Origin of the sequence: Beduinella massiliensis, assembly GCF_900199405.1 — a bacterium.
Taxonomy (GTDB): Bacteria; Bacillota; Clostridia; order Christensenellales; family Aristaeellaceae; genus Beduinella; species Beduinella massiliensis.
On record NZ_LT963430.1, the window covers coordinates 3,132,337 to 3,152,416 of the forward strand.

The 20,080-nt window shown below is 62.7% G+C and carries 20 protein-coding genes, 2 tRNA genes and 2 riboswitches; of the genes, 10 read left to right on the plus strand and 12 right to left on the minus strand.

Translation table 11 applies throughout. The features are described from left to right. Positions 1-28: 28 nt before the first annotated feature. The 7 genes from C1725_RS15180 (at position 29) to C1725_RS15210 (ending at position 8,725) form a co-directional block, all read left to right on the plus strand. Positions 29-499 carry a pyridoxamine 5'-phosphate oxidase family protein gene (locus C1725_RS15180; RefSeq protein ID WP_102413363.1) on the plus strand — a complete coding sequence of 157 codons (471 nt, stop codon included), beginning with the start codon at positions 29-31 and terminating at the stop codon, positions 497-499. Between the two features lie 29 nt (positions 500-528). Further along, positions 529-1,065, plus strand: coding sequence for a methylated-DNA--[protein]-cysteine S-methyltransferase (locus tag C1725_RS15185; protein ID WP_102413364.1), 537 nt, complete (start codon positions 529-531; stop codon positions 1,063-1,065). A 26-nt stretch (positions 1,066-1,091) separates the two neighbouring features. After that, a complete protein-coding gene (locus C1725_RS15190) occupies positions 1,092-1,535 on the plus strand; it encodes a hypothetical protein (RefSeq protein WP_102412407.1) in 444 nt (147 codons plus the stop codon). 73 nt (positions 1,536-1,608) lie between these two features. Further along, a riboswitch (ZMP/ZTP riboswitch) is annotated at positions 1,609-1,690 on the plus strand. A 54-nt stretch (positions 1,691-1,744) separates the two neighbouring features. Continuing rightward, the gene (gene pflB, locus C1725_RS15195; protein ID WP_102412408.1) at positions 1,745-3,976 is read left to right on the plus strand and encodes a formate C-acetyltransferase; all 2,232 of its coding nucleotides are present in this window, start codon (positions 1,745-1,747) and stop codon (positions 3,974-3,976) included. A 39-nt stretch (positions 3,977-4,015) separates the two neighbouring features. After that, positions 4,016-4,696 (plus strand): pyruvate formate-lyase-activating protein, encoded by a 681-nt coding sequence (gene pflA / locus C1725_RS15200; RefSeq protein WP_346026714.1) that lies wholly within the window; start codon positions 4,016-4,018, stop codon positions 4,694-4,696. Between the two features lie 64 nt (positions 4,697-4,760). Continuing rightward, the gene (locus C1725_RS15205) at positions 4,761-6,725 is read left to right on the plus strand and encodes a PIG-L family deacetylase (RefSeq protein WP_102412410.1); all 1,965 of its coding nucleotides are present in this window, start codon (positions 4,761-4,763) and stop codon (positions 6,723-6,725) included. A gap of 26 nt (positions 6,726-6,751) precedes the next feature. Next, positions 6,752-8,725 carry a PIG-L family deacetylase gene (locus C1725_RS15210; protein ID WP_346026715.1) on the plus strand — a complete coding sequence of 658 codons (1,974 nt, stop codon included), beginning with the start codon at positions 6,752-6,754 and terminating at the stop codon, positions 8,723-8,725. Positions 8,726-8,792: 67 nt separating this feature from the next. Here the strand turns inward: C1725_RS15210 and C1725_RS15215 are convergent, their stop codons facing one another. The 6 genes from C1725_RS15215 to C1725_RS15240 form a co-directional block, all read right to left on the minus strand. Then, positions 8,793-9,575, minus strand: coding sequence for an ATP-binding cassette domain-containing protein (locus C1725_RS15215; RefSeq protein WP_102412412.1), 783 nt, complete (start codon positions 9,573-9,575; stop codon positions 8,793-8,795). Continuing rightward, the gene (locus tag C1725_RS15220) at positions 9,568-10,566 is read right to left on the minus strand and encodes an iron chelate uptake ABC transporter family permease subunit (protein ID WP_102412413.1); all 999 of its coding nucleotides are present in this window, start codon (positions 10,564-10,566) and stop codon (positions 9,568-9,570) included. The genes C1725_RS15215 and C1725_RS15220 overlap by 8 nt, the downstream gene beginning before the upstream one ends. Before the next feature lie 21 nt (positions 10,567-10,587). After that, the gene (locus tag C1725_RS15225; RefSeq protein ID WP_102412414.1) at positions 10,588-11,556 is read right to left on the minus strand and encodes an ABC transporter substrate-binding protein; all 969 of its coding nucleotides are present in this window, start codon (positions 11,554-11,556) and stop codon (positions 10,588-10,590) included. Between the two features lie 126 nt (positions 11,557-11,682). Beyond that, a riboswitch (cobalamin riboswitch) is annotated at positions 11,683-11,865 on the minus strand. Positions 11,866-11,902: 37 nt separating this feature from the next. Continuing rightward, positions 11,903-12,832: a glycosyltransferase gene (locus C1725_RS15230; RefSeq protein ID WP_102412415.1), complete on the minus strand. Its 930-nt coding sequence runs from the start codon at positions 12,830-12,832 to the stop codon at positions 11,903-11,905. A gap of 172 nt (positions 12,833-13,004) precedes the next feature. Beyond that, complete coding sequence (locus C1725_RS15235; protein ID WP_102412416.1) at positions 13,005-14,384, minus strand: MATE family efflux transporter; 1,380 nt, start codon at positions 14,382-14,384, stop codon at positions 13,005-13,007. Continuing rightward, entirely contained in the window at positions 14,365-14,835 is a 471-nt protein-coding gene (locus C1725_RS15240) for a MarR family transcriptional regulator (RefSeq protein WP_102412418.1), read from the minus strand. Before C1725_RS15240 ends, C1725_RS15235 begins: the two co-directional genes overlap by 20 nt. 246 nt (positions 14,836-15,081) lie before the next feature. Here C1725_RS15240 and C1725_RS15245 point away from each other — a divergent pair, with 246 nt between their 5' ends. From C1725_RS15245 to C1725_RS15255, 3 genes are all read left to right on the plus strand, one after another. After that, a complete protein-coding gene (locus tag C1725_RS15245) occupies positions 15,082-15,843 on the plus strand; it encodes an esterase family protein (RefSeq protein ID WP_346026716.1) in 762 nt (253 codons plus the stop codon). Positions 15,844-15,958: 115 nt separating this feature from the next. After that, positions 15,959-16,034, plus strand: a tRNA-Thr gene (locus tag C1725_RS15250). A gap of 4 nt (positions 16,035-16,038) precedes the next feature. Further along, positions 16,039-16,115: transfer RNA gene (locus C1725_RS15255), tRNA-Pro, on the plus strand. A gap of 147 nt (positions 16,116-16,262) precedes the next feature. Here C1725_RS15255 and C1725_RS15260 read toward each other — a convergent pair. From C1725_RS15260 to C1725_RS19655, 6 genes are all read right to left on the minus strand, one after another. Continuing rightward, positions 16,263-16,604, minus strand: coding sequence for a sporulation initiation factor Spo0A C-terminal domain-containing protein (locus tag C1725_RS15260; protein WP_102412422.1), 342 nt, complete (start codon positions 16,602-16,604; stop codon positions 16,263-16,265). 151 nt (positions 16,605-16,755) lie between these two features. Next, on the minus strand, positions 16,756-17,184 hold the full coding sequence (locus C1725_RS15265) for a phage holin family protein (RefSeq protein ID WP_102412424.1): 429 nt from the start codon (positions 17,182-17,184) through the stop codon (positions 16,756-16,758). A gap of 12 nt (positions 17,185-17,196) precedes the next feature. Beyond that, entirely contained in the window at positions 17,197-17,928 is a 732-nt protein-coding gene (locus C1725_RS15270; protein ID WP_102412426.1) for an NlpC/P60 family protein, read from the minus strand. Between the two features lie 57 nt (positions 17,929-17,985). After that, entirely contained in the window at positions 17,986-18,126 is a 141-nt protein-coding gene (locus C1725_RS19455; RefSeq protein WP_346026717.1) for a hypothetical protein, read from the minus strand. A gap of 71 nt (positions 18,127-18,197) precedes the next feature. Further along, a complete protein-coding gene (locus C1725_RS15275) occupies positions 18,198-18,695 on the minus strand; it encodes a tail fiber assembly protein (protein ID WP_346026718.1) in 498 nt (165 codons plus the stop codon). A 15-nt stretch (positions 18,696-18,710) separates the two neighbouring features. Continuing rightward, positions 18,711-19,583 carry a glycine-rich domain-containing protein gene (locus C1725_RS19655; protein ID WP_428829605.1) on the minus strand — a complete coding sequence of 291 codons (873 nt, stop codon included), beginning with the start codon at positions 19,581-19,583 and terminating at the stop codon, positions 18,711-18,713. Positions 19,584-20,080 lie beyond the last annotated feature (497 nt).

Sequence of the window (20,080 nt, forward strand, 5' to 3'; positions counted from 1 at the left end):
CGTCGGAGAAAAGAAAGGAATGGCAAAGATGCGCAGAAAAGACAGGGAGATTACCGACGCCGCGCGCATTGACGAAATCATCCGCCGCTGCGATTGCTGCCGGCTGGGGCTTGTGGACGCGGGCCGGGCATACATCGTGCCGATGAACTTCGGCTACCGCCGCGAAAACGGAAAAGGCGTCTTTTACTTTCACAGCGCGCGAGAGGGACGCAAGATCGGCCTGATTCAAAACGGCGGCGAAGCCAGCTTCGAGCTGGACACAAACCACCTGCTGCATGCGGGCGAGACAGCCTGCACCCACGCCTTCCGGTTTCAAAGCGTGATGGGCGACGGCACGGTTCGCATCCTTGAGGATGCGCAGGCGAAGCGCGCGGCGCTTGAGGCCATCATGGAGCACATGACGGGCAGGGACGGCTGGACGTTTGAGGAAAAGGCCCTCGAAGCCACCGCGCTCCTTCGCCTGGAGGTGCGCGAGATGACGGGCAAGGAACACGAATGACGCGCGGCGGCGCAGAGGAGCGTGGAAGAATGTCGAGCTGTTTTACGATGGAATATCCCTCGCCGGTCGGTCTGCTCACCCTCGCCAGCGACGGCCAAAGCATCACGGGCCTTTGGATTCAGGGGCAAAAATACTTCAGAGAAAAGCTGCCCGATCCGGTACCCTGTGTTTCGCTGCCGGTCTTTCAGCAGGCCGCCGCGTGGCTCACCCGCTACTTTCTCGGCGAAGCGCCGGAAATGACGCTGCCGCTTGCGCCGGAGGGAAGCCCGTTTCGCCGGTCGGTGTGGGACATCCTCTTAAAGATCCCCTATGGTCAGGTGACCACCTACGGTGCCATCGCCAGGGAGCTCTCGACCGCCGCCGGCAAAAGCGTCTGCGCGCAGGCCGTGGGCGGCGCAGTCGGTCACAACCCCATCAGCATCCTCATCCCCTGCCACCGTGTGGTCGGCGCAAACAGCAGCCTGACCGGATACGCCGGCGGCATCGACAGGAAGATTCAGCTTTTGACGCTCGAGGGCGCGGCGATGGAGCGGCTGTTCGCGCCGAGCCGTGGGACGGCGCTGTAACGCAAAAAATTCAGGAGGAAAAGCGCATGCCGGATTTCCAATCCCATCCCTACCGAAAGACGTATAAGCCGTTCGTGCTTTGGCTTGCGGTGTTTTTCTGCCTCTCCATCGGCGTGCCGTTGCTCGCGCATGCCCTGCTGCACCTAGACGGCGCGGCGATCACCCGCGTAAGCCTGCTTTTAACGCTGCTCTTGCTTACGCTGCTCTTTTATCTCATCTGGCGCGGCGAATACGTCTACTGGATCAACGGCGGCCCCAGCTTCGAGGCGGCGCGGGATGCCGGGCGCGAAAGGCGGCGCGCCTATGCCGGCGCGCACCTTCGCCTCTTTTGCGGCGCCGCGTGCGCGGGCGCGCTGTACCTTGCGCTCAGCGCATTGCTCAGCCTCCCCACCTGGCTGGACGTCGCCGCCGTCGCTGCGCTTCTCGTAGCCGCCGCGCTGCTCACGCTGCGCATCCGGTTTGACGCCTGAATGCGCCTAAAACCAGCCGCGAAATTTCACCGGAATCGCCGTTGACAACGATGCGCCCCTCTGCTATACTGATTTCACTTCATGTGACTGACGGATTCACGCGGGCAACCGCGGGGGAGCATGAAGGATGTATGCCGACCGTCTGGGCAATCCCGCACCGGGATTGCCTTTTTTGTTGCAATTCCGGGAGCACTTCACGAGGTGAGCGTATGAATCATTCGTCTTACGAAGGTTTTGTCCCCGGCATCTGGCAGGAGCGCATCGACGTGCGCGACTTCATTCAAAGGAATTACACGCCCTATTCGGGCGACGAGTCCTTCCTCATGGGCCCGACCGCGCGCACGAAGCGCCTGATGGGCAAGCTGCAGGCGCTGCAAAAAGAGGAGCAGGCGCGCGGCGGCGTGCTTTCAATCAATACGGACGTGGCGACCAGCCTGCTCAACTACGCGCCGGGGTATCTGGACAAAGAGGAAGAGCTCATCGTGGGCCTTCAGACCGAGGCGCCGCTGCGGCGCGGCGTCAATCCCTTCGGCGGCATGCGCATGGCAGAGGGCGCCTGCCGCGCCTACGGCTGCGAGATGTCTCAAAAGCTGAAGGACGAATTCATGTACCGCACCACGCACAACGACGGCGTGTTTCGCGTCTATACCGACGACATGCGCCGCGCCCGCAAAATCGGCGTCATCACGGGGCTGCCGGACGCCTACGGCCGCGGCCGCATCATCGGCGATTACCGCCGCGTGGCGCTGTACGGCATCGACCGGCTGATCGAGGAAAAGCAGCGCGACAAGCAGGCCATCGGCAAAAGCCTGATGGATGTAGACAGCATCCGCCAGAGCGAAGAGCTCTTCCAGCAGATCGCCTTCCTGCAAAAGACGAAGGAGATGGCTTCGCTGTACGGCTACAACATCTCCGCGCCCGCCGGGAACGCGCGCGAAGCTATCCAGTGGACGTACTTCGGCTACCTCGCCTCCATCAAGGAGCAGAACGGCGCGGCCATGTCGCTCGGGCGCGTCTCCACCTTCCTGGACATTTACATCGAGCGCGACATCGCCCGCGGGCTGCTCACGGAAGAGGGCGCGCAGGAGCTGATGGACGACTTCGTGATGAAGCTGCGCATGGCGCGTCACCTGCGCACGCCGGAATACAACGAGCTGTTCGGCGGCGATCCGATGTGGATCACGGAGAGCGTCGGCGGCATGGGCGAGGACGGCCGCACGCTGGTGACGAAGAACGCCTTCCGCATGTTGAACACCCTGTATACGCTGGGCGCGGCGCCGGAGCCCAACCTCACCGTGCTCTACGCCAAGGCGCTGCCGGAGGCCTTTAAACGCTTCTGCGCGAAGGTCTCGTGCGAGACGAGCTCCATCCAGTACGAAAACGACGATCTGATGCGCCCGATCTACGGCGACGACTACGGCATCGCCTGCTGCGTATCCGCGATGAAGCTGGGCCGCCAGATGCAGTTCTTCGGCGCGCGCTGCAACCTGCCCAAGCTGCTGCTGCTCGCGCTCAACGGCGGCCACGACACGCTTTCCGGACTCGACATCGGCCCGCGCTCGCAGGTGCTTTCGGGCGACGTGCTCGACTACGACGAGGTCTGCGAGCGGTTTGCCGCCTATCGCGCCTGGCTGTGCGAGCTCTACGTGAACACGATGAACGTCATCCACTACATGCACGACAAGTATGCCTATGAAAAGACGCAGATGGCCCTGCACGACACGGACGTGGAGCGCTTCATGGCGTTCGGCGTCGCGGGCCTTTCGGTGCTCGCGGATTCGCTCTCCGCAATTCGCTACGCCAAGGTGCGCCCGGTGCGCGACGAAAACGGCTACATCGTGGACTTTACGCGCGAGGGCGACTTCCCCAAGTTCGGCAACGACGACGACCGCGTGGACCAGATCGCCGTTCAGATGGTGCGCGAGATGATCGAGGAGCTCCGTAAGACCCCCGCCTACCGGGGCGCGACGCACACGCTCTCGGTGCTGACCATCACCTCCAACGTGGTCTACGGCAAGAAGACAGCCGCCACACCCGACGGCCGCCAAAAGGGCGAGCCCTACGCGCCGGGCGCGAACCCGATGCACGGGCGCGAGGCCTGCGGAGCCCTCGCCTCGCTCAATTCCGTGGCCAAGCTGCCCTACGCGGACTGCCGCGACGGCATCTCCAACACCTTCTCCATCGTGCCCGATTCCCTGGGCAGGACCCTGCCGGAGCGCCAGCGGAACCTTTGCACGCTGCTGGACGGCTACTTCGGCCGCGGCGCGCATCACATCAACGTGAACGTCATGAACCGCGAGCTCTTGCAGGACGCCTACGATCACCCGGAAAACTACCCGAACCTGACGATCCGCGTGTCCGGCTACGCGGTCAACTTCGTGAAGCTCTCGCGCGAGCAGCAGCGCGAGGTCATAAGGCGCACGTTCCACGAGGCGATGTAACCGCGCCGCGGCATCCACAGAAAGAGAGGCGATATGCCCATGCTCGGACGCATGCACTCTATCCAATCCTTCAGCACGCTGGACGGACCCGGCATCCGCTTCGTGCTCTTCCTGCAGGGCTGCCCGCTGCGCTGCGCCTGCTGCCACAATCCCGACACGTGGGATGCGGCGGGCGGCACGGAAATCGACGACGCGCAGGCGTTTGCGCGCATTCTGCGCTGCCGCGACTACTTCGGGGAGGAGGGCGGCGTCACCGTCTCCGGCGGCGAACCGCTGCTGCAAAGCGGCTTCGTGCGCTCCCTCTTCGCCCGCTGCCGCGAAGCGGGCATCCATACGACGCTGGACACCTCCGGCTGCATCCTGACGGACGAGGCGCTCTCCGTGCTGGACGTGACCGACCTTTGCCTGCTCGACCACAAAATGCCCACGGACGAGATGTACCGGCGCTACGTGGGCTGTCCGCTCGCAGGGCCGGAGCGCTTCCTTTCGGAGCTTTCGGCGCGCGGCATCGACACGTGGCTTCGCCGCGTCGTCATCCCCACGGTCACGGACGGCGCGGAGGGCCTTCTCGCGCTGAAGGCGCTGGCCGAGCGAACCCCCTGCGTCAAAAGGGTGGAACTTTTGCCCTTCCGAAAGCTCTGCCAGCAAAAGTACGACGCGCTGGGCGTTCCTTTCCCCTTTGGGCACCTGCCGGAGTGCGGGGCCGTGCCCACCTTATAATCCTTGCGGAAAACGACAAAAAGCCCTATAATGGAACGGTATTCTCTTTATAAGGAGGCGTTCCATGCGTAAAAGGGGCTTTTTTCTTTACACTTTATCGCTGATCGGTCGCGGGCTCTGGCGCATACTGGTGCTCGCGTTTTTCTCGCTGCTGGCGGCGTTTTCCACCATTCACTACGCGCCGGTCGTCTGCGCGGTCACGACGGCGGTCACGGCGCTCGTGTTTGCCGTCGCGCTGTTCATTCCCGGCAACCTGTTCGCGCGCATCTTCTGGCGGCCTCGCTTCATGCGCGCCGTGACCGCCTTTCTGCTCGTCGTCGTGATGGGCGCATCGCCCTTCCTCGCCGCGTACGCCTATCAGGCGCTCCCCACGGCTTCCTACGCGACGCTGGACACGGGCTTTCAAAACAGCGACTTTTTGCGGGATAAGTACGTGCTCGTGCTCGTCCCCCATCAGGACGACGACGTCAACATGGCGGGCGCGACGATCCAAAGCTTCGTGAACGCGGGCAGCGAAGTCTACGTCGCCTTCGTCACCAACGGCGACAACGTGGGCCTTTCCAGCGACCGTTTGAACGAAGCCGTCGAATGCATGGACTCCCTCGGCATCCCCAGGCAGAACGTCTACTTTCTGGGCTACGGCGACGACTGGCGCGGCGAGCACCTGTACAACCGCGCGCCGGACGAGCCCGCGCTCTCGTGGATCGAGCGGGAGCAGACCTACGGCACCACGGGCATCGACGACTTCTCCACGCTGGTCAACGGAGAACCGCACCTGTATACCCGCGGCAACTGCCTGAAGGACATCCGCGATCTCGTGGACATGCTCTTCCCGGACATGATCTTCTGCATGGACTACGACCCGCACGCCGATCACCGCATGACCTCCCTGCTCTTCGAAGAGGCGATGGGGCAAATGCTCCATGAAGACCCCTCGTACCGCCCGCAGGTGTTCAAGGCGATCAGCTACCTCACCGCCTGGGACGGTCCGCAGGACTTTTACAACATCCCCATGCTCGAAACGCTTTCGCCCAGCGAACCTACCTATCCGTTGGGGACGCCCGCCTACCGCTGGTCGGAGCGCGTGCGCTTCCCCGTACCGAACGGCTACGCTTCCTACTCGCTGCGCGCCAACGGCGTGTACAAGCTACACAGCTATTACGCCTCGCAGTACGCGACCATGCGCTCCGGCGCGGTCGCCAACAGCGACCAGGTCTTCTTCGAGCGCGCGACGGACAGCCTGCTCTACGGACAGCGGGTCACCGCCTCCTCGGGCGACGCGGCGCTGCTCACCGACTACAAGCTCTTCGACACCACGGACATCCGCGAGACGATCTTCGACGCAGGTATCTGGAGCCCCACGGACGAGGCGCGCACCGTGCGCTATGACTTCGATGCCCCGCAATCCCTCAACACCGTGACGCTGTGGGACAACCCGAGCGCTGCGGACAACGTGCTCGCCGCGGTGCTGACGCTCTCCGACGGCACGCGCATCGACATCCCCGCGCTCGACCCGCTGGGCGCATCCAACACCGTCACCTTCGAGCAGCGGGACGGCATCGAGTGGATGGAGCTCATGCTGACCGAGGTGGAGGGCGAGCAGGCGGGCCTCACCGAACTGGAGGCCGCCCTGCGTGAGGAACGGCCCACGCAGTTCATCAAGCTCATGGATGAAGGCGGCAACTTCCTCTACGAGACGCCTGAGCGGGCAAACGAAAACGTTCGATTCTCCCTCTACGCCTGGCCCGCCCTCCCCTCAGACGCCACGTTTACCCTGACGATTACAAACGAGCGCGGGGGGTACGCCACCACCGCGTCGGGCCTCACCGCGGACGCGCTGTCCATCGGCGCGCTCGAAAAGGGCACGTACCGCGTGCGCGTGACCTGCGAGCAGGACGATGCGCTCTACGACGAATGCGTGCTGCGCGTAGGCGACCTTCTGCTGAAGGAGCGGCTCATCCAGTGGTTCGAGCCCCGTTTCGACGCGGCCGCAAGGTTCTTCAAGGAAAAGGCGGTCTACATCTACTAAAGCCAAACGGGGAAGGGGAAATTCGTGTGCGGTTTCTTCGTTTTCTTCGCCGCGCGGCAGGCCTGCTCTACGGCCTGCTGTGGCGGCTCCTTTTCTTTCTTCTCTGCGTGGCCGCCGCTCTGTTTTCTAGGCAGCGGACGCCCTCTCTTTCCTGGCTGCCCTGGGTCGTGGGCGCTGCTTCCGCTTACGCGTTGTTTGCGCCGCGCAAGGTCAACCTCTTCGCCCGTCTCTTCTTTACCGGGCGCGTCCGGCGGGCGCTGACCGGCCTTGCGCTGCTCTTCGTCTTCGTGGGCACGCTGGGGCTGGGCCTCGCCGCCTACCGCGCGCTTCCGGACGCGCATTTCGCGTCGCTCGAAACGGGCTTCTCCGAAAGCGGCCTGCTGCGGGATCAATACGTGCTCTTCCTCGTCCCCCATCAGGACGACGACGTCAACATGGCCGCTTCGACCATCGAGGCCTACGTTCAGGCGGGCAGCGAGGTCTACGTCGCCTTCCTCACGAACGGCGACCACGACGGGCTGAACAGCCTGCGCCTGACGGAAGCGCTGACCTGCATGGAGGCGATGGGCGTGCCTCAGGAAAACACGTATTTTCTGGGCTACGGCGACGGCTGGCAGGGCGCGCATCTTTACGACCGCGCCCCGGACGAGCCCGCGATATCGCATATCGGGCGCGACCGCACCTACGGCCTGTTCGGCCACGAGGACCTGCGCACGCAGCTGGACGGTACGCCCAGCCTGTACACGCGCGCAAACTGCCTGCGCGACGTACGTGCGCTCGTGGACCTGCTCTTTCCGGACGTCATCTACTGCGTAGACTACGACGACCATGCCGACCACCGCATGACCTCCCTGCTGCTCGAAGAGGCGTTGGGGCAGATGCTCAATGAAGACCCCGCCTATCGTCCGCGCGTCTTCAAGGCGCTGACGTACCGCACCGCGTGGAACGGGCCCAGCGACTACTACGCGCTCCCCTTCCGCCAGACCGTTTGTCCCCAGAGCTCCCCCTATCCGCTCGTCACGCCCGCCTATCGCTGGCAGGAGCGCGTGCGCTTCCCGGTGCTCAATGGCTACGCCGCTTACACCAAGGCCGCCAGCCGGGTGCACGCGCTTCACGAAATCTACGCCTCGCAGCACGCCGTCGTGCACAGCGGCAACGTCGCGAACGGCGATCAGGTCTTCTTCGAGCGCGCGACGGACAGCCTGCTCTACGGGCAGCGGATGACCGCTTCCTCCGGCGACGCGGCGCTTCTTACCGACTTCAAGCTCTACGATTCCTCCGACCTGCGCGCTTTCACCCGCTTTGATCGGGGCGTCTGGAGTCCGACGGACGCTCAGCGAACCGTGCGCGTGACGTTCGACGCGCCGCAGGACGTGAACACCGTGACGCTCTGGGACAACCCGAGCGAGTCGGACAACGTGCTTCACGCAGAGCTTCTCTTCTCGGACGGCTCATGCGTGCAGGTCCCCGCGCTCGACCCGCTGGGCGCAAAAAATGAAATCTCGTTCGACACCAAGCGCGGGATCGAATGGATCGAGCTGCGGCTCACCGACGTAGAGGGGGAAAAGGCGGGCCTCACCGAGTGGGAGGCAGCCCTGAAAGCCGCACAGCCCACGCAGTTCATCAAGCTCATGGACGGCAACGGCGACTTCCTGTACGAAGCGCCCTCGCAGGCGGAGATGAAGCTCCGGCTCTACGCCTGGCCCGCACTCTCGGGGAATGAAACGTTCACCCTTTCCGTCTTGCGCGAAGGCGCGGGGCAGGCGGAAAAGCAAAGCGGTCTTTCAGCGGACGCGCTCGCCTTCCGCGCGCAGGAAAACGGGACGTACCGTGTGCGCGTGACCTGCGAGCAGGATGCATCGCTCTTTGACGAATGCGTGCTGCGCGTGGGCGATCCGCTGTGCTGGCAGCGTTTCCTGCAATGGTTTGAGTATCGCTATGACGCGCTGGACTACTGGTATTACGACAAGACCTGGGCGGATCGCAAGACGATCATATGATCAAAAGGGCTCCGCTGCCGGAGTCGTCGAAGCAATCGTTCGACGAGCCCGGCGGCGGAGCCCTTTTTCACGCCTCTATGTAATAGTCCCATTGCCCCGCCGGGTTTTCAAACACCCGCACCTCGACGCCGTAGGCGAGAAGGATGTTTTTTGGCGTCAGCACCGCGCGCGGCGCGCCGTCCGCGACCACGCGGCCCCGGCTCAGCAGCACGATGCGCGAACAGTGCGCCGCAGCCGCGCGCAGGTCGTGCAGCGCCGCCGCAACTATGCGTCCTTCCTGCGCAAGGCCCTGAAGCCGCAGGAGCACCTCGCGCGAAAAGCCCATGTCCATGCTGGCGGTCGGCTCATCCAGAAAGAGCACGTCCGTCTGCTGGCAAAGCGCGCGCGCCAGCATCACCCGCTGCTGCTCGCCCCCGGAGAGCTCGCGCACGCAGCGCTCCGCGAGGGCCAGGCAGCCGGCCTGCTCCATGGCTTCCTCCACCGCCGCGCCGTCCGTCCGCGCCGGAGCGCCCAGCACGCCGCGGTGAGGATAGCGGCCAAGCGCTACGGTGTCCCGTACCGAAAAGTCGAAGGGCAGCTCCGTCTGCTGGTGCATGAAGGCGATGCGGCGCGGCAGCCGCCCGCCCCACTCGCGCAGGTCGCGGCCCTCCAGCGTGACGCGCCCCGCGCTGGGAGCGATCAGCCCCGCCATCAGGCGCAGCAGCGTCGATTTACCCGCGCCGTTCGGCCCGCACAGCCCGATGCACTCGCCGGCCCGCGCCGAGAGCTCGATGCCGTGCAGGATCTCGCTTCGCCCCTCTCCCCTGCCGAGCGCCGCGCAGGCGGAATGGACGCGGATCAGTTCATCCATGATACCCTCCCTTTCTGCGCAGCAGATAGAGGAAGAAGGGCGCGCCCAGCGCCGCCGTCACCACGCCCACGGAAAGCTCCGTCCCGTTTGCCGCGCCCAGAAGCCGCACGCCCAGGTCGCAAAGGGGCAGAAAGATCGCGCCCAGCAGCGCGCTCGCCGCAATGAGCAGGCGGTGAGACGCGCCGAAGAGCATGCGCGCACAGTGCGGAACGATCAGCCCCACAAAGCCGATCGGCCCGGTGACGGAGACGATCGCCGCCGTGCAGGCGGAGGCGACGAAGATCATGAGCAGCCGCGTCCCAACGGGCCGAACGCCCAACGCCTTCGCCTGTTCGTCTCCAAGCATCAGCACGTCCAGCCGAGGCGCAAGGCACAGCGAAACCGCCGCGCAGGCGCCCACCACGGGCAAGAGGAGCAGCACGTGCTCCCAACGCCTGTTCGCGAGCGATCCCAGCGTCCAGAAAACGTAGGCCGCCACCTGGTATTCCCGCAGCAGCGTCAGCAGCACGCTCGTCGCCGCGCCGCACAGCGCTGAGACGGCCATGCCGCTCATGATGAGCGTCACCGTGCCGCCGCGGCCGCCGGACGCCGCCAGCACGATCGCCGCGACCGCCAGCATCGCGCCCAGGAACGCCATCGCGGGCAACGAAAGAAACGCCCGCATGCCCAGCGCCATGCTGCACAGCGCCCCCATGCCCGCGCCCGAGGATACGCCCAGCAGCCCCGGCTCCGCGAGCGGGTTTCGGAATACGCCCTGCATCAGCGCTCCCGCGACCGCCAGCCCCGCGCCTGCGAGCGCGCCGGAAAATACGCGCGGCGCGCGGATCGTCAGGATCACCGCCTGCTGGGACGCATCGCGCGCACGCCCCAGCAGCGCAAACAGCACGTCCGCCGGAGCGACAAAGACCGTGCCCGCGCCGAGGCACAGCGCGAGCACGATCAGCAGGAGCAGCGTCAGCAGCGCGAGGGACAGGGACTTCTTCTTGCGCATGCGCGCCCTCCTTTCCCCCGCTTATTCGAAGAGCTGCGGGTATGCGGCCTGCGCCAGTTCGCGCACGGCCTTGGCCATGTAATGAGAGGTAGAGCTTCTGTAGCATTCGGTCAGCGCGACGATGCGCCCCGTCTGCACCGCAGGCACGCTGGACAGCGCCGCGTCGGCCAAAATGCCCGCCTTTGCCGCCTCCCCGCCATCGAAGACGGTGGAAAAGTCCGCGCCATAGGCGAGCCCCGGCACGATCAGCAGCTCCGGCTTCCACTCTCCGACGATCTTTTCCTTGCTCACCGCGCTGTAAAGCGGCGCGTCACAGACGTTCACGACGCCCGCCGCCTCGCACAGCGCCTGGAATGTCGAGCCCTCGCCGTAAGCACACAGCATGCCCGCCGAGGCGCCGGTCGCGTCGTAATAGTCCTCGTAGTACATCGTGCGCACGCGCTCGCCCTCCGGAACCGCCGCCACGGCCTGCGAAACCGATAGGAGCTCCGCGTTCATGCCGTCCGCGAGCCTGTGCGCATTTTCCGGCTCGCCGGTCGCTTCGCCCAGCGTCAGCAGGCATTCCTCCACCGCCTCAAACGTCGTGGGCGACGAAAGCGTCAGCACGCTCACTCCCGCGTCCTTCAGCGTCTTCGTCATGGAGCCGTCGTAGTCGCTGAACGTGTCCAGCACCACGAGGTCCGGCGAAAGGGCGATCAGGCTCTCCAGGTCGGAGGAGGCGACGCGCGCCTTCACCTGCGCGGCCTTGTCCGCCGTCGCGGAGATCAACGGATCGTCGCCCCACGCGGAGAGGCCCACGATGCGTTCCGTTTCCACCATGTCCAGCAGCATTTCGCCCGCCCATACAGGCAGCGCCACGATGCGCTGCGGCGCGCTTTCAAGCGTCACCTGCGCGCCGTCCGCGCCCGTCACGGTGATTTCCGCCAGTCCGAACACAGGCAGCAGCAGCAGGACGAGCGCCAGCAGGATTCCCAAGGACCGTTTGAACATAAAAAAACCCTCTTTTCCGCCCTTGCGGGCCGTCGTTCATCGCCGACGGCACGCCGCATCCGGACGTCAAGGAGGGAGCGCACGGACGCCTGCCCGTACGCGCGCCGTCCATGCACCGTGGAAGCAGCGTGCAGCGCGCGCCGAGCAGGTCTTCTGGCTTACGCCGCGCGTCCGCCTTCCCGGGTTTCCCCAGTGGCCTATCGGACGCGTTTTGTTGGCGCTTACAGCGGCGGGACCGCGCGGGATTTGCACCCGCTTCCCTTTTCACCCCCCGGCAGGGCCGGGGACACTCGACGGCTATACGATTCGGTTTATCATACCACGCGCGCGGCGCGAATGCAAGACGTCATGCGTCCTTTCCCGCACCCTCCCTTCGCATCAGCAGCTCGTAGAGCTGGCGATGCTTTTTGACCACCACGTCCAGTATGACCCCCACGGAAAACGACAGCAGGCTGCATACGCCCAGCACCGAAGCGACGATCAGCGTCGGGAAGCGCGGCACCAGCCCCGTCCTCACATATTCCACGAACACCGGTAAGAACAGGACCAACGCGAAGAGCAGCAGCAGCCCCGCAAAGAAGCCGAAGAAAGCCAGCGGACGGTATTCCTCGTAGAGGCGGAATACGGTCTTTAACACGCGCATGCCGTCGCGCACCGTGTTCAGCTTGCTGACACTGCCCTCGGGCCGGTCACGGTACGTGACGGGCACCTCGCACACGAGGTAGTTCTTGTCCACAGCGTGCGCCGTCATCTCCGTCTCGATTTCAAAGCCCTTGGAGATCACCGGAAAGCCCTTGACGAACGCGCGGCTGAACGCGCGGTAGCCCGTCATGATGTCGCGGATGTTCGCGCCGAACAGCCGGTTGATGAGCCCGCGCACGAGTACGTTGCCAAAGTTATGAAAAGGGCGCTTGTTTTCGGTGAAGTACGTCGAGGAAAGGCGGTCGCCCACCACCATATCCGCCCTGCCCGAGAGCACCAGCTCCACCATCTCCCGCGCGCTTTCCGCAGGGTACGTGTCATCCCCGTCGATCATCAGGTAGCAGTCCGCGTCGATGTCGCGAAACATCGCCCGAATGACGTTGCCCTTCCCCTGTCTGTACTCGTTGCGAACGATGGCGCCCGCCTCGCGTGCGGCGCGCACCGTACCGTCGGTGGAGTTGTTGTTGTACACGTAGATGTCCGCCTCCGGCAGCGCGGCACGGTAATCCGAGACGACCTTGGCGATCGTCCTTTCCTCGTTGTAGCACGGAATCAACACCGCAATCTTCTGCATACGCTCTCCCCGTTTTCCACAAAATCTCCCTTCATCTTACATGAATTCGCGCGTTTTGACAACTATCGCGCGCAAAATCGGCCAGCTACGCCCGCTCTTAACGAAAAAAGACGAGGCAGCCTTCGCCGCCTCGACGCGTTTTCCACAATTTCTCCCCGCTATAACGCCGCCGTCACGCTTCTCGCATGCGTCGTTTGAGCCGGGAGAAGGACACGAGGAACATCGTGACCGTCACCGTGACGGCGATGGTATCCGCGATCGGCTCCGCGAGGAACACGGCCATCACCTTGTTTTCAAAGAAGGCGGGCAGGATGAAGATCAGCGGGATCAGCAGGATGACCTTGCGCAGCAACGCCAGAAAGACGGAGGCTTTGGCGTTGCCGAGCGAAATGAACGTCTGCTGGCAGGCGATCTGCGCGCCGAAGAGCAGCGACGCGGCCATGTAGATGCGAATCGCCCATCGGCTGTACTCTGTGAGCGCGGCGTCCCCCGTGAAGATGGCGATGAAGACCTGCGGCGCAAACATCGACACGGCCCAAAGCAGCGTCGAATAGGTCAGGCAGGAGGCCAGCAGCAGGACGAACGTGTGGTTGACGCGCTCGATCTTGCCCGCGCCGTAGTTAAAGCTCAAAATCGGCTGCGCGCCCTGCGTCAGGCCCTGCAGCGGCAGCATGGAAAACTGCATGACGCTGGTGAGGATGGTCATCGCGCCTACCGCCACGTCGCCGCCGTATTTGAGCAGGGAGGTGTTGAAGCACACGGACAGCACGCTCTCGGTGAACTGCATGATGAACGGCGACACGCCCAGCGCGACGCAAGGCAGAAGGATCCGGGCACGCGGGCGCAGGTACTTGAGGTGAATGCGCAAAAAGCTCTTCCTGCCCGTCAGGAAGCGGACCACCCAGAAGCTGGACACCGCCTGGGAAAGAATCGTCGCCAGCGCGGCGCCGCGCACGCCCAGGCCCATCGTAAAGATGAAGATCGGGTCGAGGATGATGTTGAGCACCGCGCCGATGAGCACCGTCAGCATGCCCATGGTCGCATAGCCCTGCGCATTGATGAAGGCGTTAAGCCCCAGCGCAAGCTGCACGAAGATCGTGCCCAGCGCGTAAATCTGCATGTACGCCCAGGCGTAGCCCACGGTCCTATCGCTCGCGCCGAACATCAGCAGGATCGGCTTGCCGAAGACGAGCACCACCGTCGTCAATATTACCGCGATGACGATCAGCATTGCCGTGCAGTTTCCCAGGATGTTCTCCGCCTGCTTCTTGTCGCCCTTGCCCATCATGATCGACGCGCGGGGCGCGCCGCCCATGCTGACCAGCGCCGCAAAGGCCGATATCGCCATGATAAAGGGCATCGTCACCCCCACGCCGGTCAGCGCGTCCGCGCCGACGCCTGGGATGTGGCCGATGTACATGCGGTCCACCATGTTGTACAGCACGTTGATGATCTGCGCCGCGATGGCCGGCAGCGCCAGCTTAAAGAGCAGCTTTCCGACGCTTCCGCTGCCCAGATCGACCTCTTTCGCATTACTCCTCGATCGGTTCATTTCCTTCGTCTCCTTCCAACAGGCGGTTCATATTCTGATTGATCTGGCGCAGCGTCTCGTTCGTGACCTCCAGCCGCGCCGGATCGATGCCCGACGCGATCTCAACCATCAGCATCCGTTCGCTCTCCCGAAGGCGTCCCGCGATCTCCGCGCAGTCGGGGCTCAGCGCCAGATGCACGATTCGCCGGTCGGTCTCGTCACGCCGCGTCGTTATAAGGCCACGTCTCACCAGCGAGTCCACAGACCGTGCCACGAGGCCCTTGGAAATGCGCTTATAGCGGGCGATATCGGTCGCCGTATCCAGCGCAGGCGCATTGTTGTGCAGAAACATCAGCACCGCAATCTCGTTGGGCGTAAACTGATATTCTGAAACGGACTCCTGGAAATATCGCTTATAAAGCCTCTCCAGCTTGGACAGACCCACAAAAAAGCCTTCCTCAAACGGCCGCATGCGATACGCCTCCGCATAGTTTACTTGTAGACGGTTTACCCGCTGAGATATAATATACCGACAACCTATGATTGTCAAGGGGCTACAGTTCGGATTTCCTAAAAAGAAGCGACTAAGAAAAGCAGAACGGCGAACGGTGCCGCCCGATAGACGATTTTCTCCGCCGTATCAGAGTCCAACATGCCCAGTTGACAGATGTTCCCGCATGCCCGTATACTAACAGACAGATTGATGAGAAAAAGAGGGATGGCTTTGCAGGAACAGTATTTTCGCGAACACGCGCGCGCATTGGGGCGGGAGATGGAATTCAAGGTCTATGGTCATGCGGGCAGGCCTGTTTTGGCTTTTCCCTCGCAGGACGGGCGTTTTTTTGATTTTAAGAACAACGGCATGATAGACTGCATCGCTCACCTGATCGAAGCCGGGCGCGTCCAGGTGTTCTGCTGCGATTCCATCGACCGGGAGACGTGGTCTGCGATAGACGGAGACGGCCGCGGACGCATTGAACAGCACGAACGCTGGTTCCGTTATATCACGGAGGAGCTCGCTGTCCGCATTCTGGACATTAACCAGGCCGCAAACGGCGGCGGACGGGCAGGCGGCATCCTGGCAACAGGCTGCTCGATGGGCGGCTTTCACGCGGCGAACTTCTTCTTTCGCCGTCCGGACTTGTTCGACGCGGTAATCGCGCTCTCCGGCCTGTACGACGCGCACTATTGCTTCGGCGACTACTACGACGACCTCGTCTATCTCAATTCTCCGGTGGACTACCTCACGGGCATGTCCGCCGACCACCCCTACATCGCCCGCTACAACGCCTGCAAGATCGCAATCTGCGTGGGACAGGGGGCCTGGGAGCACGAAATGCTGCCCTCCAACCGCCGTCTGGCACAAATTTTCTTCGAGAAGGGCATTCACGGCTGGGTGGATTTCTGGGGCTACGACGTGGCGCACGACTGGTGCTGGTGGCAAAAGCAGCTCCCCTACTTCATGGAAAAGATGCTCTGAGCGCGTCCCACTTTTGCGGAGGAAATTTTTCGACATGTATGCTTGACAAAGCGAGGTTCCTCTGCTATAATCTCTATCTGTCCGATGAACGGCGAACACGCCGTTTTGCGGGTTCGCCAATGTAGCTCAGCTGGTAGAGCAGCGGTTTCGTAAACCGCAGGTCAAGGGTTCGAGTCCCTTCATTGGCTCCACTATCGAGGTGTAGCGCAGTTTGGTAGCGCGTTTGGTTCGGGACCAAAAGGTCGCAGGTTCAAATCCTGTCACCTCGACCAAAATGAGAACCGTTGAAATTCAACGGTTCTTTATTTTATGTTGATTTATAAGGCTTTTAAGCTTCCAAGATCATAGACTATAATTTTGCTTTTGATGTAAAAATATTATATTTTCGAGCACCGTGCAACACGAAATGCAACACGAAATCACATGATGATCCTCCCGCCCTCCGCGATGTAGTTTGCCAGCGCCTGTATGACTTCGGCGGGTGTAGGCTTACCGATAAGCTTGTGCCCTAGCACATCCCGCAACCTCTCGCGATCGCCATGCTCCCATATCTCCTCCACGGCGCGCGCGATTTCACGGGCAACCAGTTGCGGCTTCGTACGATAAATGGCTGCTACCGGCTTGTAGACTTTTTCATGCAGTTCGTTGCGCGGAAAATATCCCAGATCAACGACAATAGACGATGATGTAGCAAGGTAGGTGAAGCCACATTTCGAGGTGTTGCCTCCGAGCGATACGGCGCAGGAAAAAGCATTTTTCATGGGGTATAATTCCTCCTTTGTAATTTTATTTCATAATAATAGTCCATTACTTCCTTTGTTCGATCATTTACGTCCGTATATGTCATGTAGGGACGCAAAAAGGCCCCGGCAGGATTTCTCCCGCCGGGGCCTCTGCGTATCGTCATCCGTTTTATACCGTCATGGGCGGCTCGCCGCCGTCGCCGTTTCCGATGGCGTCCAGCGCGTCCTTCAGCTTTTCTGGCCACGGCACGCCTAGCAACGTCGTGTTCTCCAGAATCGAAATGCCCTCGTTCGCCACGTAAAAGCACACCACCGCGCTATGCAGCACCGCCGTCCCCATCGCCTGGTCGAGCTGCCAGGCGATGAACACTACGAGCACCATCACGCCCTTCTTGAGCAGTCCCTCAAAGCCCGCCTTGCTCGACAGCGCGCCGTTCTCGCTCTTGCCGGACACGCCCTTCAGGGCGCAGATCAGGCCGGTCAGGTAATCCACCGCCATGAAGACCGCCATCGTCTGCAAAAGCACCGGCAGACCTCCCCAGAAGCCGGCGACCGCGCCCACCGCCGCCGCGGCGCCCTTCACGATTTTCTCCCACATTTGCCTTCCTCCTCAGTCGTTTAAGTATCCGCAGAGCGCTTCGATCAGCGCGCGCGGCACCCGTACCCTATTGTCGTCATCCGCGCTATCCGTGTTCTCGGGCGCCTGCGGCGCTTCCGCCGCTCCGTCCGCGTCCACCAGATACGCCGTACTCACCCACCCCGTAAATCCCCCGTAGCTCACCTGCGTCCAGTCGCCCTGCGTCTGCAGCGCGGCCAGGCACGTCCCGTCCGGGATCATCTGCATGTACGTCCCGCCCGGCGTCTTGCGCTGGCGAAGACCGCCCTGTGCGCGGACGATGTATTCCGCCGTCATGCTGTCGCCTCCCTCTCTGTCGGCGCTGTCGTAATCGATCAGCCGGTGCCGCGCCGCGTGCGTCCAGCCGTTTTGTATCGTCGAGGCGCACACGCATCCCTTCGTCGCGCTGGCATGCACGACCTCGCAGCCCGGCGCGCCGCAGTAGACGCCCATGTGCTCGCTGACCTCGCCGCTGCGGATGAACAGCAGGTCGCCGGGCCGCAGATCGGCCTGCGCGAGCGGGCGCTTGTCCACGCAATCGTCGCGCCACATGCTCGTCGCGCCCGCCGTGCGGTAGTCGGGGCGGCCCAGCTGCCGCAGGAGGTACACCACGAGCCCCCGGCAGTCCATGCCCTGAGGCGTCGTCCCGCCCATCGCGTAGGGGATGGGCGGCGTGCGCTGCGCGAGGGCGACGGCCTGAAATACGAAATCCGATGCTTTTATCATTCCGACACCTTCTCGTTTCAAAAAGGGGGCGGGCGAAGAGCCCGCCCCGTCGTCTTGTCAGCCCACCGTCTCGACCGCCAGATCGCCCAGGCCACTTTCGTCGAGCAGCGTCTTTACCTGCGGCCGCAGCGTCGCCGGAACGTCCGCGAAAAGCGTTTTACCGAGGATGACCCTCTGCGCAAAAAACATCGCCATCATCAAAATTCCTCCTTCTGTGTAGTTTAATATGGAAAACAAGATGCGTTCGCGAACCGCCCTTGCTATCCGTCTCATGGGTAAACCACTGTCGCCATCTCCGCAAGGCAGTCCTCGACGAACTCGCCGCGGTCGCTTACCGCCTGAATCTGCGCCTGCGAAAGAGCTACGTCCTTCAGCAGCGTTTGGGCGGTCTTTTCTCGCTGCGGCGGCTCCGGCCAGACGATGGCGTCCGGGTAGCCCTGCTGCTCCGGGATGTCCCGCAGCGCCTGACGGTAGGCAAGCCACCCGGCGCGCTCCGTCTCACCGCAGGGATAGTCGGGCATCACCGCGAAGTCGCTGGCCTTGAGCCTATTGTTGCGGATCGTCAGGGCATTCAGCACATCCAGGCGGACGCCGTCCCGGTAAAAGAGCCCGGTCTGTTCGTCGTACGTGTCACCGATGTTTACGCCGATGTAACCTTCTACATCGACCAATTTGCATTGTTCGAGTTGTTCATACTCCATGCGGCTCATGCCATTGATTTCAATGACGTTTTGCACAATACCATCTTTAACCACAAATGTTTGCATTCTGCTTCATCCTCTTTATGATAGATAACGCCACGTACGAAATGCTACCATGCCGGAACCGCCTGCGACCGACACAGAATCACCGCTGTCTGGTTCGCTTGCGCCGCCGCCTCCTTGCCCATATCCGATACCGTAGAGTGCATTTCCAGCCGCGTCTTTTCCAACACGGCCTCCCCATCCTCCACCAGATGGAGTATTGCCATATCTTCCGGCTCCTCCATCTCCACCGGTAGCATTTAGGTAACGCTGTGTGCCCGGGTCTGAAAAGCAATAATACTCGTGAGTGTTTGCTCCAACCCCTGCCTGTTGGTTAGAGCCACCCCAAGTATTAGTTGTCCCTCGTACCCCGTTTGTTCCTTTATAACCTCCCCCTGTTCCACCAGACACACCATATGTACCGGTAGCTGCTGCTCCTCCAACGGTATTTAGACCATTACCTCCTGCGCTGGACGTCTCCGCATTTCCACCCCAGGTTGCTCTTCCACCACCGCCACCACCGGCTCCTCCGTGTCCTCCTCGATAATCATAATAGCCACCTTCACCGCCGCCTACATAATAGCCTTCAATTCCTGATGTACCGCCAGCCAGGCCGTTGGACGTGTTAGTAACCGACGCGCCACCTGCTCCAACACTAACCCAAACACTTTGCGATTTGGATAATGAAATAGCAGCCCACGTTCCAATATAACCAGATCCTCCTCCGCATCCTCCACGACTCTCTCTAGCTCCACTTCCGCTGCCTCCTGCGCTGATAACGGTAAGATCCACCCGCTCCGCCCAACTCGGTACGGTATATGTCCCGCTCGAAGTGAAGTAGCTGTCAACGTATTCCGCCCCATGCGCAGTCAGCGTAACCCCCGCGGACGCGCCGGAATTCCAGCCGCTCACGCTGCCGATGGAGTAGACCGTGTACGTGTACTTGCCGCCCGCCGTGCCCGACGCCGTGACGGCACAGCTCGTACCCGTCGTCTCCGTCAGGTACGCGCCGCCCCGATAAACGTGGTACTTCGCGACCGGGTTGTTCGTGCCGCCCGCAGCGCCCGACCACGAGAGCGTCACGCTCTTGCCGATGCGCACGTCCGTCGCGGACAGCCACACCGACGTCGGTGCCGTCGGCGCGGTGACGATACTCGTCAGCGTCGCTGACGCCGTGCTCACCGGCGAGTCGAATCCCGGAATCCTGCCCAGCGCCTTGACGGTGTACTTGTAGCTGCCGTTGCTCGTGGGCGACGTGACCGTGCAGCTCGTGCCGTCAAAGACCGTCGTGAGCAGTACGCCGTCCCGGTACACCTCGTAGCCGCGGATCGGGTTGCCTGCCCCGCCCGCAGCGCCCGACCACGAGAGCGTCACGCCCGCGCCAAAGCCCACGTTGTTCGCACTGAGCG

Excerpts from the sequence above, each read along its gene's own strand:
- pflB (WP_102412408.1), top strand. The coding sequence starts at position 1,745 with ATGAATCATTCGTCTTACGAAGGTTTTGTCCCCGGCATCTGGCAGGAG.
- C1725_RS15270 (WP_102412426.1), bottom strand. The coding sequence starts at position 17,928 with ATGATAAAAGCATCGGATTTCGTATTTCAGGCCGTCGCCCTCGCGCAG.
- C1725_RS15245 (WP_346026716.1), top strand. The coding sequence starts at position 15,082 with ATGGCTTTGCAGGAACAGTATTTTCGCGAACACGCGCGCGCATTGGGG.
- C1725_RS15260 (WP_102412422.1), bottom strand. The coding sequence starts at position 16,604 with ATGAAAAATGCTTTTTCCTGCGCCGTATCGCTCGGAGGCAACACCTCG.
- C1725_RS15275 (WP_346026718.1), bottom strand. The coding sequence starts at position 18,695 with ATGCAAACATTTGTGGTTAAAGATGGTATTGTGCAAAACGTCATTGAA.
- C1725_RS19455 (WP_346026717.1), bottom strand. The coding sequence starts at position 18,126 with ATGATGGCGATGTTTTTTGCGCAGAGGGTCATCCTCGGTAAAACGCTT.
- C1725_RS15215 (WP_102412412.1), bottom strand. The coding sequence starts at position 9,575 with ATGGATGAACTGATCCGCGTCCATTCCGCCTGCGCGGCGCTCGGCAGG.
- C1725_RS15230 (WP_102412415.1), bottom strand. The coding sequence starts at position 12,832 with ATGCAGAAGATTGCGGTGTTGATTCCGTGCTACAACGAGGAAAGGACG.
- C1725_RS15190 (WP_102412407.1), top strand. The coding sequence starts at position 1,092 with ATGCCGGATTTCCAATCCCATCCCTACCGAAAGACGTATAAGCCGTTC.
- C1725_RS15265 (WP_102412424.1), bottom strand. The coding sequence starts at position 17,184 with ATGTGGGAGAAAATCGTGAAGGGCGCCGCGGCGGCGGTGGGCGCGGTC.
- C1725_RS15205 (WP_102412410.1), top strand. The coding sequence starts at position 4,761 with ATGCGTAAAAGGGGCTTTTTTCTTTACACTTTATCGCTGATCGGTCGC.
- pflA (WP_346026714.1), top strand. The coding sequence starts at position 4,016 with ATGCTCGGACGCATGCACTCTATCCAATCCTTCAGCACGCTGGACGGA.
- C1725_RS15235 (WP_102412416.1), bottom strand. The coding sequence starts at position 14,384 with ATGAACCGATCGAGGAGTAATGCGAAAGAGGTCGATCTGGGCAGCGGA.
- C1725_RS15220 (WP_102412413.1), bottom strand. The coding sequence starts at position 10,566 with ATGCGCAAGAAGAAGTCCCTGTCCCTCGCGCTGCTGACGCTGCTCCTG.
- C1725_RS15240 (WP_102412418.1), bottom strand. The coding sequence starts at position 14,835 with ATGCGGCCGTTTGAGGAAGGCTTTTTTGTGGGTCTGTCCAAGCTGGAG.
- C1725_RS15180 (WP_102413363.1), top strand. The coding sequence starts at position 29 with ATGCGCAGAAAAGACAGGGAGATTACCGACGCCGCGCGCATTGACGAA.
- C1725_RS15185 (WP_102413364.1), top strand. The coding sequence starts at position 529 with ATGTCGAGCTGTTTTACGATGGAATATCCCTCGCCGGTCGGTCTGCTC.
- C1725_RS15225 (WP_102412414.1), bottom strand. The coding sequence starts at position 11,556 with ATGTTCAAACGGTCCTTGGGAATCCTGCTGGCGCTCGTCCTGCTGCTG.